Source organism: Streptomyces dysideae (assembly GCF_001514305.1).
GTDB lineage: Bacteria > Actinomycetota > Actinomycetes > Streptomycetales > Streptomycetaceae > Streptomyces > Streptomyces dysideae.
Window position 1 is genome coordinate 42,475 of sequence record NZ_KQ949127.1, and the last position, 9,846, is coordinate 52,320.

The window sequence follows — 9,846 nt, forward strand, 5'->3', positions numbered from 1 at the left end:
TACAGGGGTTGTGGGGGCGAAGTGCCAGGTCATCCGGTTCGAGCGGGTCAGCAGTCCTCGAGTACGGCCTTGGTGGTGCCGTCCACGAGCCCGGGCGCGCCCGCGGCTCCCGGCCGGATGACCGGACCCTCGACGACGTCCGGCGCCACGAAGTTCTGCTCGGGGGAGGGGTTCACGGCGAAGCTCCCGGGATTGGCGTCGATACGCACCCGCCATTCGCCGGTCATGCGCTGCATCTTCGGCGTGAACGTCACGTGCAGGACCTTGCCGACGGGGACTTCCCGCTGTTCGGACTCGCTGGCGGTGGCCGTCTTGATGGTCATGTCCAGCGTGCCTTTGTGCTTCACCCAGCCGCCGCTCAGGGCTCCGAAGAGACCGCCGAGGGCGCCCTGCTGGGTCGCGGTGTACTTGCCCTGGCCCTGGCCCACCGCCTTCGAGAACTCGGTGGTCACCTTCGACGGTTCGGTGGCGTTCGGCTCGCAGTTCGGGAAGTCGATGGTGACCTTCTCCGTGGGGCCGTCGAAGGTCTCGAACTTCGTCTCGACGAAATCACAGTTGTCGGACTCGAAACTGGGGCCGGCAATCGGATGGCCACCGAAATCGAAGATGTCCTGCTCTTTACCGTTGAGTACCTTCGCCCTTTCGCACAACCTCATGATCTGCTCCGGCGTCTTCTCCTCGGCGGCGTTGGCCGACGGCAGCAGCACGGTGACGACGGCCGCGCCGGTCGCGAGCGATGCCCCGATCGCGACGTATCGGACCTTCCTGTTCCTGAAGCTCCTCTTGCCCATGCCCTGCTCTCTCCTTGAGATTGCCTTTACCTTCCGACTGAGGAGTATTGGGGTCCCGCACAGGGCGTCGACAGGGTCAAATATCCCTACTCGTCGGTCACTTGAGATTGCAGACGCAAGCATCCTTCCTTTATCTGACGCTTCGTCAGGTACGGAGGTACGCTGACCTCGGTCAACACACCGCGAAGGGAGTCCCCATGGGCAAGCTCGACGGACGTGTCATCCTCGTCACAGGCGCCGCGCGCGGTCAGGGCGAGCAGGAGGCCCGGCTGTTCAGGGCGGAGGGTGCCGAGGTCGTCGTCGCCGACGTCCTCGACGACCAGGGCGAGGACCTCGCGAAGGAGATCGGCGCGCGGTACGTCCACCTCGACGTGGGCCGGGAGAGTGACTGGCAGGCCGCCGTGTCCGCGGCCATGGACACGTACGGCCGTATCGACGGGCTGGTCAACAACGCCGGCATCCTGCGCTTCAACTCCCTCGTCGACACGCCCCTCGACGAGTTCATGCAGGTCGTCCAGGTCAACCAGGTCGGCTGCTTCCTCGGCGTCAGGACGGTCGCGCCCCGGATGGCGGACGGCGGCACGATCGTCAACACCGCCTCGTACACCGCGGTGACCGGCATGGCGGCCGTCGGGGCGTACGCCGCCACCAAGCACGCCATCCTCGGCCTCACCCGCGTCGCCGCCCTGGAACTCGCCCAGCGGCACATCCGCGTCAACGCCATGTGTCCCGGCGCCATCGACACCGCCATGTCCAACCCGGCCCAGCTGGACCCGGCCGCGGACGCCGAGGCGATGTCGCAGGCTCTCGACGGGCTGTACCGCAAGCTCGTGCCGCTCGGACGGATCGGGAAACCGGAGGAGGTGGCGAAGCTTGCACTCTTCCTCACCTCCGACGACTCCTCGTACATCACCGGGCAGCCGTTCGTGATCGACGGGGGGTGGCTGGCGGGGGTCGCCGTGGTCTGACTGCCCGTCAGCTATTGACGGTGCCTGCGGCCGGTGCCACAGTCGGCGGCAGATGAATCTGACGGTACGTCAGGAAACCGACTGGGGACGGTGAACCTCCTTGGAATTCGGGCTCTTTGTACAGGGATACGTGGGCAAACGCGCCGAGACCGACCCGCTGGCCGAACACAAGGCGCTGATGGAGGAGACCGAGTACGTCATCCAGGCGGACAAGTCCGGCTTCAAGTACGCCTGGGCGTCCGAGCACCACTTCCTGGAGGAGTACTCGCACCTCTCCGCGAACGACGTCTTCCTCGGCTACCTGGCACACGCGACGGAGCGGATCCACCTGGGATCGGGCATCTTCAACCCGCTCGCCCAGGTCAACCACCCCGTGAAGGTCGCCGAGAAGGTCGCCATGCTCGACCATCTCACCGAGAACCGCTTCGAGTTCGGGAGCGGGCGGGGGGCGGGCTCGCACGAGATCCTCGGCTTCCTCCCCGGCATCACCGACATGAACCACACCAAGGAGATCTGGGAAGAGACCATCGCCGAGTTCCCCAAGATGTGGCTCCAGGACGAGTACGCCGGCTTCCAGGGCAAGCACTGGTCGCTGCCGCCGCGGAAGATCCTGCCCAAGCCGTACGGCAGGTCGCACCCCGCGATGTGGTACGCCGCCGGGTCGCCGCCGTCGTACGCCATGGCCGCGCGCAAGGGACTGGGCGTGCTCGGGTTCAGTGTGCAGAAGGTCGCCGACATGGAGTGGGTGCTCGAGCAGTACAAGACCGCTGTCGTCGAGGCCGAGCCCATCGGGGACTTCGTCAACGACAACGTCATGGTGACGACGACGGCGATCTGTGCGCCGACACACGACGAGGCGATCCGGATCGCTGTCAGCGGGGGGCTGCACTATCTGCCCTCGCTTGTCTTCCGGTACCACGACACGTTCCCGCGGCCCGAGGGGTTTCCGGTGTGGCCGGAGACGCTGCCGGAGTACACCGCCGAGTTCGTCGAGCTCCTCATCGAGGAGGAGCTGTTGATCTGCGGGGATCCGGACGAAGTGTTCCAGCAGTGCAAGCGGTGGGAGCAGGCCGGGGCGGATCAGTTGAGCTTCGGGTTGCCGGTGGGAGTGCCGAAGGAGGAGACGCTGCAGACGATTCGGTTGATCGGGGAGCACGTGATTCCGAAGATCGATACGGATCCTGTGCATCGGACTACGCGGTTCCGGAGGGCTGGCTGAGGGGTGTTGGCGGGTGGGGGTTGTGTGTGGCTGGTCGCGCCCACGCGGCGGAGCCGCATATCGGCACAGCCCCGCGCCCCCAAGAACACCACGCAACCGGGACTTGAGGAGGCAACGGCATGCTTGATCACGTCATCAAAGGCGCGACCGTCGTTGACGGGACGGGCGCGCCCGGGTACGTCGCCGACGTCGGAATCCGGGACGGACGTATCGCCGCTATCGGGATCATCACTGAAGAAGCCCGGACCAGCGAGGATGCGACCGGGCTCGTCCTCGCCCCCGGGTTCGTCGATCCGCACACCCACTACGACGCCCAGCTCTTCTGGGACCCGTACGCCACCCCCTCCCTCAACCACGGCGTGACCACCGTCGCCGCCGGCAACTGTGGGTTCACCCTCGCACCGCTGAACCCGGCCCGGCCCGACGACGCCGACTACACCCGCCGCATGATGTCCAAGGTCGAGGGCATGTCGCTGGTCGCGTTGGAGGAGGGGGCGCCCTGGAGCTGGCACGGCTTCGGGGAGTATCTGGACGCCCTTGAGGGGCGGATCGCCGTCAACGCGGGGTTCATGGTGGGGCACTGTGCGCTGCGGCGGTATGTGATGGGGGCGGATGCCATCGGCGGGCAGCCGAGCGACGCGCAGTTGTGGGAGATGCTTCGCCTGTTCCACGACGCCATGGACGCCGGCGCCTGGGGTTTCTCCACCACCCAGTCGTCCACGCACTCCGACGGCGACGGGCAGCCGGTTGCCTCCCGGCATGCCGGGCCCGCCGAGTTGCTGGCCCTCTCCAAGGCCGTCGGGGAGCACGAGGGGACGCAGATCGAGGCGATCGTCGCGGGGTGTCTCGATCAGTTCAGTGATGACGAGATCGAGCTGTTCGTGGAGATGAGCGCGGCGGCCGGACGGCCGCTCAACTGGAACGTCCTGACCATCGACTCGGCCGTTCCCGAGCGGGTGCCCCGGCAGTTGTTCGCCAGTGAGCAGGCCCGCAAGGCGGGCGGGCGGGTCGTCGCCCTCACCATGCCGATCCTCACGCCCATGAACATGTCGCTCGGCACGTTCTGCGCGCTCAACCTCATCCCCGGGTGGGGTCCGATCCTCGGCCTGCCCGTGCCGGAGCGGATCGCCGAGCTGCGGGACGCGGACGTACGGGCCGAGATGCTGCGGCGCGCCGGGTCCAGGGAGGCCGGTGTCTTCCGGCGGCTGACGAACTTCGGGCGGTACGTCATCGGCGACACGTACAGCGAGGCGAACCGGGGGCTGACCGGGCGGGTCGTGGAGGACATCGCCGCGGAGCGCGGGCAGGAGCCCTTCCAGTGCCTGGTCGAGATCTGCGCCGCTGACGAGCTGCGTACGGTGCTGTGGCCCATGCCCACCGACAACGACCCGGCGTCCTGGGCGCTGCGCGCCGAGACCTGGCAGCACGAGGACGTCCTGCTCGGCGGGTCGGACGCGGGGGCGCATCTGGACCGCATGTGCGGGGCGCCGTACACGACCCGGTTCATCGGTGACTGTCTGCGGGGGCGGAAGCTCGTCGGTCTCGAGCAGGCCGTGAAGATGCTGACCGACGATCCCGCTCAGCTCTTCGGGCTGCGGGAGCGGGGGCGTGTGCAGGAGGGCTTCCGTGCCGACCTGGTGCTCTTCGACCCGGAGCGGATCGAGGCGGGTACCGCCACCCTGGTGCACGACCTGCCGGGTGACAGCCCGCGGCTGGACTCCAGGGCGATCGGGGTGCGGGCCGTGTGGGTCAACGGGGTCGAGGCGATCCGGGACGACGTGGTGACGGGCGCCGTACCGGGGAAGGTGCTGCGGTCCGGGCGGGACACGAGGACGGTGAGCACACGGTGACGGACGGCGGGCAGCGGCTGTTCGTCGGCGGTGCCTGGGTCGAGCCGGACGGCGGGCACTACGCCGTCGTCGATCCGGCGACCGAGGAGACCGTCGGGTGGGCACCGGAGGCCTCGCGGGATCAGGTGCACGCGGCCTGTGCCGCGGCCCGCGAGGCCTTCGGGCGGTGGTCGCGTACGACGCCGGAGGAGCGGGCGGCGGTGCTGGCGCGGGCAGCGGACATCGTGCGGGAGCGGCTCGTGCCGTACGCCGAACTCGCCCAGGCCGAGACCGGGGCGACCACCGGGACCGCGCGCGGGATGCAGGTCGGCGTGGGCGCCGCACGTTTCCGGCGGTACGCGCGCGTGGAGCCCGCTGAGTGGCCCATCGCGCCGCAGATCAACGAGGCCGGGCCGATGGGGAGGGCGGGGGTCATGGGCGCCCTTGCCGTACGGCAGCCCGCCGGGGTCGTCACCTGCATCACTTCATACAACAACCCCTGGGCCAACCCGGCCGGCAAGATCGCGCCCGCGCTGGCCATGGGAAACACCGTGGTCGTGAAGCCGGCTCCGCAGGACCCCCTGTCCGTCTACCAGATGGCGGAGGCCTTGGAGGCCGCGGGCGCGCCGGCCGGGGTCGTGAACGTCGTCTCCGGCACCTCGGTCGAGGTCGGCGAGGCGGCCGTGGCGTCCCCCGACGTCGACATGGTGAGCTTCACCGGCTCCACCGCGGTCGGGCAGCGCATCGCCGAGGTGTGCGGGCGCGGGATGAAACGGCAGCTGATGGAGCTGGGCGGGAAGGGCGCGGCGGTCGTCTTCGACGACGCGGACCTCGGGGCGGCGGTCGCCGGGATCGGGAGCACGTTCTCCTTCTACAGCGGGCAGATCTGTACGGCGCCGACGCGGGTGCTGGCGCAGAGGGGGGTCTACGACCGGATCGTGGAGCAACTGGCCGCGTACGCGGGCCGGTTGAAGGTGGGGGACCCGAGGGAGCAGGACACGGTGGTGGGGCCGGTGATCTCGGCGGCGCACCGGGACCGGGTGGAGTCGTACGTCGAACTCGGGCGGAAGGAGGGGGCGGTGGTCGTAGCGGGCGGCGAACGGCCGTCGTCCGACCGGGGTTTCTATGTGGCGCCCACCCTCCTTGCCGACTGCACCAACGACATGCGGGTGGCCCGGGAGGAGATCTTCGGGCCGGTGGTGACGGTCACCCCCTTCTCCGACGAGGACGAGGGCATCACCCTCGCCAACGACACCGACTACGGCCTCATCGACTACGTCTGGTCGGCGGACGTCGCCCGCGCCTTCCGGGTGGCGCGGCGGCTGCGGGCCGGCGGGGTCGGGATCAACACCGTGGGACGGAACATGGAGGCCCCGTTCGGTGGGTTCCGCAGGAGCGGGGTGGGCCGGGACTGCGGTTCGTATGCCCTGCACGCGTACGGCGAGGTGCAGTCGATCGTGTGGCCGGGGTGACCCCGTTCCCGTTCCCGACCACCGGCTGACAGGGACTCGTCGTCGGGGTGGGCGAAGACGGCGAGCAGGCTGGGCGTGGACGTGGGCACGGACACCTTCGCCGGTGGAAATTGGCGTGCGCGGGTCATGGTGCCAGCGCGGTGGCCACCCGGGCCAGGCGATCGGCTGACAGTGCGAATCGGTTGGCCGGGTTACGGAAGGAGTACTCGCCGTCGTTGACAGAGAAACCGCGCCCAGAAGTCGTCCAGCGCGTGGGGCCTGGAGCCCCTTGATCCTCCAGGAGCGCAGAGGCGAGGGACTCGGGTTCTTCCACGCCGGTTCGGGCTTGTAGCGCAACCGTCAGGCGACCCACAGCATCGTCGGGTACCTCGTCGTCGCCAAACGCAGGCAGCAGGAGCAGCAGGCGGGCGTGGGGATCGTTGGTGCTGCCGCCGGGCAGCGCGTTGTCCGCGGCCGTCACGAGCTCGGGCCATGAAAGGCCCGGTCCCATGAAGTGCCCGTCGTCCCGGGCAAGGAGCTCAGCCTGGTCCCAGTCGGGGTGATGGAGGAGGTAGTCGGTGCCGGTGTCGTCCGCGACGGTCCGGTAGATCACGTGAAGACGGTGATCAGCGGCGAGCGGAACAGTGAATGCCGGCCACTCGGCCCGCTCCCACAGCCGCCGCTGAAAGTCGCCGGCCGCGTCGTGGTCCGCGCCGAACAGCAGTTCTTCGGCCTCCTCGCTCTGGGCGCACGAGTAGAGGTGCCCCAGCCAGAACAGGGGCTCGTCCAAGAGCCCGGCCTGGTGCGTGAGGGGACCACCGTCGTAACCCGGTATCCGGGCAGGATGCAGGTCTGCACTGTTCATCACGGAGCACATCATGCCGCCGAGGCTCCGTGCCCTTGATGCCGGGCACACCAGCCGATCTTTGCGGGACAGCCCTTCGGTATCGGACCGGACGATCTGACGCGGGGGACGTTTACAGAGCGATCAGCCCCGCCGTCGTCTTCTTGAACCCACAGGCGTCGAAGTAGAACGGGGTCAAGTCCTCCTCGAAGTCGACGTGCAGCCATTCGCAATAGGCCGCGCGGGCCTCTTCGGCCGCCGTGGCGATCAGCGCGGCGCCGACTCCTTTCCCCCGGTACTGCTGAGCCACCACCGTGTCGAGGATGAAGGCATGCCAGCCGAGACTGTGCCGCTCCAGTCGTGCTCGCCAGTTCGTCTGGTCAGGCGGATGGCCGAAGCCTTGGGCATGTAGGGCGTTGAGGGCCGCGTTGTCGAAGTCGCTTCGCCACTCGTATGTGATCGGCACGTCGTGATCGTAGGGGGTGAGTGCGCCCAGAGCTCCTGAGGCCGGGCTGAACGACCTTGAGAGTGGCGAGTCATGGCCTCTCGGGTGAATTCAGCGTGTCGAGCAGGGCGCCGAAGGTGGTGGGGCTGGTGGTGAGGACGGCTTGGGTCGGGTCGGCGCTTTCGGTGAGGTGGATGGTGGTGGTGGAGGCGGCGGATATGTGGACGCAGGCGTCGCCTTCCTGGCAGTAGGACGACTTCTGCCATCAGCGCGGGGACATCTCGGCTCCCTTAGAGGGAACTGGTCCAGTTGCGCGGTGTCGAGCTGCGGCATGGGCCGTGCAGGTAGTTGATGGACTGGCCGGACCCGGGGAACGCGCCGACGCCGAACGGGAGTACGCGGATGGTGATGTGCTCCGGTTCGCTCATGTCGAGCAGATGCTGCAACTGAGCGCGAGCCACGCTGCGGCCGCCGACGCGCATGTGCAGGGCCGCCTCATGCACGACGGTTCGGTACGGAGTCGGGTTGGCCCCGTACAGCACTCCCTGCCGTTTGATGGGTCTTCGAAGTTGAGCGGTGCGCGGACGCCGGGCGCCGACTGGTAAGCCGCGAGGACGTGACAGTTTCCGCGGGAGTGTCACATCCCCGGCTTACGAGGGCCCTGGGGGCGGACGCCGACCAACAGGGGCGCACCGCTCAAGTTCGAAGACCCCGTTTGATCCGATGCGAGACGCGATGCTCGACTTCGGGCGGCGTGGAAGCGGGGATGACGTGCTGGAAGATCTCGCGCGCGTGGTCGGCGGTCTGGAGCAGCCCCGGCATGTGCGAGGTGTACGCGGTGCGTACGGCGGTGGCGTGGTGCTCCAGTTCAGCGAGGTCGAGGAGTCCTGACGGCAGCACCTCGCGGTACGACTCCCACCAGCCGAACGTCTTGTCGGTGGCCACGCCGACCAGGGCTTCGACGAACGCATGGTCCGCACCCAGTGCGCAGAGACCGGCGAACAAGTACCTGCGGATGGATGCGCTGAACCAGGCCTCGGGCAACGCATAGTCGTGAAGGCCCTTGTAGGCGACGAGTGCCGCTGTGAACGGGCCCAGGGAGACGAGGGCACTCTTGAGCCGTGATGTGCCGGGCCCGTCCTGAGAAGCCGAGGGGGGCGCTGCGGGCCCCATCGCTCAGAATAGCCGTTCAATGTCTGCGCGGTCACCGTCCGAGAGCGGCTCGAATGGTGCTCTTCCCCTGGACGGCGGGGATGCTCATGAGCGGATCGCGAGCACGCAGCCTCCGATGACTGCGCCTGTGCCGGCGGCGGTGAATACCACGCCCAAGAGGCGCGACAGGATCCGTGTCTTTTTTTCCCCGCGAGGAGAGGCCCCCGACATCGAGCGCATCGCGTTCAGCACCTGGGGTTTCGTCGCGTTGGCCAGGAACCAGACACCAACCGCCAGGAAGAAGGCTCCCATGCCGAACAGCAGGAGTAGCTGGCCACCTACCGAGAGTTCCCCTTCAGCGAGATTTTTTCATGTTCCCTCCCGAGAGATGTGTATCACCACTCGCCATCCGTGTATTGACCGGTTCGCCCGACACGTTGGCCACGAAGACGGGTCTTCGAAGTTAGGCGGTACGGCTCTGTGCCGGTGCCTGCCTCTGTGGTCTTCGCTCGCGAGGATGTGACACTTCAGCGCCGGGTGTCACATTCTCGCGAGTCACCGCACCGGCGCCACCGCTTCTCGCGCACCGCTTAACTTCGAAGACCCACGAAGACATCACCGCCGACACCGAGTTCCGACTCTCCGACCAGTGCGCCGTTGGCACGCGCGCAGTTGAAGGACTGGTGCGGCATCGCCACACGTTTCGACAAGACGCCCGAGAGCTACCTGGCCGGCCTCGAACTCCGTGCCTCAATGATCTGGCTCGAAGATCTCTTACAAACAGGCGATTGATCACGACATCACACAGGCCCTAATCGAGCTTCAAGCTCTGGGTCGGCACAGCGCAGGCCTTGGTCTTGGGGGCGATCGAGGCCCTGCGCTGAACTGGGTGACCGGTCTGCCGAGTTACAGGGCGATCAGCCCCGCCGTTGTCTTCTTGAAGCCGCAGGCGTCGAAGTAGAACGGGCTCAAGTCCTCCTCGAAGTCGACGTGCAGCCATTTGCAATAGGCCGCGCGGGCCTCTTCGGCCGCCGTGGCGATCAGCGCGGCGCCGACCTCTTTCCCCCGGTACTGCTGAGCAACCACCGTGTCGAGGATGAAGGCATGAACTCCGCCGTCCCACTCGCCAGTCCGCGGGCATGCAGCG

The 9,846-nt window shown here is 67.8% G+C and carries 9 protein-coding genes and 3 pseudogenes; 4 read left to right on the forward strand and 8 right to left on the reverse strand.

Annotation, left to right across the window (positions count from 1 at the left end; genetic code table 11):
* Positions 1–47 precede the first annotated feature (47 nt).
* Positions 48–791 (reverse strand): hypothetical protein, encoded by a 744-nt coding sequence (locus AQJ91_RS44720; protein ID WP_067034858.1) that lies wholly within the window; start codon positions 789–791, stop codon positions 48–50.
* Between the two features lie 197 nt (positions 792–988).
* On the opposite strand from AQJ91_RS44720, the gene AQJ91_RS44725 reads away from it, so the two are divergent.
* The 4 genes from AQJ91_RS44725 to AQJ91_RS44740 all read left to right on the forward strand — a co-directional run bounded on the left by AQJ91_RS44725 (position 989) and on the right by AQJ91_RS44740 (position 6,279).
* Entirely contained in the window at positions 989–1,759 is a 771-nt protein-coding gene (locus AQJ91_RS44725) for an SDR family NAD(P)-dependent oxidoreductase (protein ID WP_067034861.1), read from the forward strand.
* Positions 1,760–1,859: 100 nt separating this feature from the next.
* Complete coding sequence (locus AQJ91_RS44730) at positions 1,860–2,978, forward strand: LLM class flavin-dependent oxidoreductase (RefSeq protein ID WP_079085677.1); 1,119 nt, start codon at positions 1,860–1,862, stop codon at positions 2,976–2,978.
* A 119-nt stretch (positions 2,979–3,097) separates the two neighbouring features.
* On the forward strand, positions 3,098–4,828 hold the full coding sequence (locus AQJ91_RS44735) for an N-acyl-D-amino-acid deacylase family protein (RefSeq protein ID WP_067034864.1): 1,731 nt from the start codon (positions 3,098–3,100) through the stop codon (positions 4,826–4,828).
* A complete protein-coding gene (locus AQJ91_RS44740) occupies positions 4,825–6,279 on the forward strand; it encodes an aldehyde dehydrogenase family protein (RefSeq protein WP_067034866.1) in 1,455 nt (484 codons plus the stop codon). Before AQJ91_RS44735 ends, AQJ91_RS44740 begins: the two co-directional genes overlap by 4 nt.
* Before the next feature lie 124 nt (positions 6,280–6,403).
* Here the strand turns inward: AQJ91_RS44740 and AQJ91_RS44745 are convergent, their stop codons facing one another.
* The 7 genes and pseudogenes from AQJ91_RS44745 to AQJ91_RS44765 form a co-directional block, all read right to left on the reverse strand.
* A complete protein-coding gene (locus AQJ91_RS44745) occupies positions 6,404–7,048 on the reverse strand; it encodes a hypothetical protein (RefSeq protein WP_234383412.1) in 645 nt (214 codons plus the stop codon).
* A 187-nt stretch (positions 7,049–7,235) separates the two neighbouring features.
* Positions 7,236–7,568: a GNAT family N-acetyltransferase gene (locus tag AQJ91_RS44750; RefSeq protein WP_067034872.1), complete on the reverse strand. Its 333-nt coding sequence runs from the start codon at positions 7,566–7,568 to the stop codon at positions 7,236–7,238.
* Between the two features lie 70 nt (positions 7,569–7,638).
* A pseudogene (locus AQJ91_RS51335) lies at positions 7,639–7,800 on the reverse strand (DUF397 domain-containing protein); the annotation flags it as partial.
* 47 nt (positions 7,801–7,847) lie between these two features.
* Positions 7,848–8,104: pseudogene (locus tag AQJ91_RS44755) on the reverse strand (Scr1 family TA system antitoxin-like transcriptional regulator); the annotation flags it as partial.
* A 154-nt stretch (positions 8,105–8,258) separates the two neighbouring features.
* A pseudogene (locus tag AQJ91_RS51340) lies at positions 8,259–8,531 on the reverse strand (Scr1 family TA system antitoxin-like transcriptional regulator); the annotation flags it as partial.
* A gap of 273 nt (positions 8,532–8,804) precedes the next feature.
* On the reverse strand, positions 8,805–9,011 hold the full coding sequence (locus AQJ91_RS54170; RefSeq protein ID WP_159054804.1) for a hypothetical protein: 207 nt from the start codon (positions 9,009–9,011) through the stop codon (positions 8,805–8,807).
* A 594-nt stretch (positions 9,012–9,605) separates the two neighbouring features.
* Positions 9,606–9,846, reverse strand: a 241-nt coding sequence (locus tag AQJ91_RS44765; RefSeq protein WP_159054805.1) for a GNAT family N-acetyltransferase, incomplete at its 5' end; no start/stop codon positions are given.

Excerpts from the sequence above, each read along its gene's own strand:
- AQJ91_RS44725 (WP_067034861.1), top strand. The coding sequence starts at position 989 with ATGGGCAAGCTCGACGGACGTGTCATCCTCGTCACAGGCGCCGCGCGC.
- AQJ91_RS44735 (WP_067034864.1), top strand. The coding sequence starts at position 3,098 with ATGCTTGATCACGTCATCAAAGGCGCGACCGTCGTTGACGGGACGGGC.
- AQJ91_RS44720 (WP_067034858.1), bottom strand. The coding sequence starts at position 791 with ATGGGCAAGAGGAGCTTCAGGAACAGGAAGGTCCGATACGTCGCGATC.
- AQJ91_RS54170 (WP_159054804.1), bottom strand. The coding sequence starts at position 9,011 with ATGGGAGCCTTCTTCCTGGCGGTTGGTGTCTGGTTCCTGGCCAACGCG.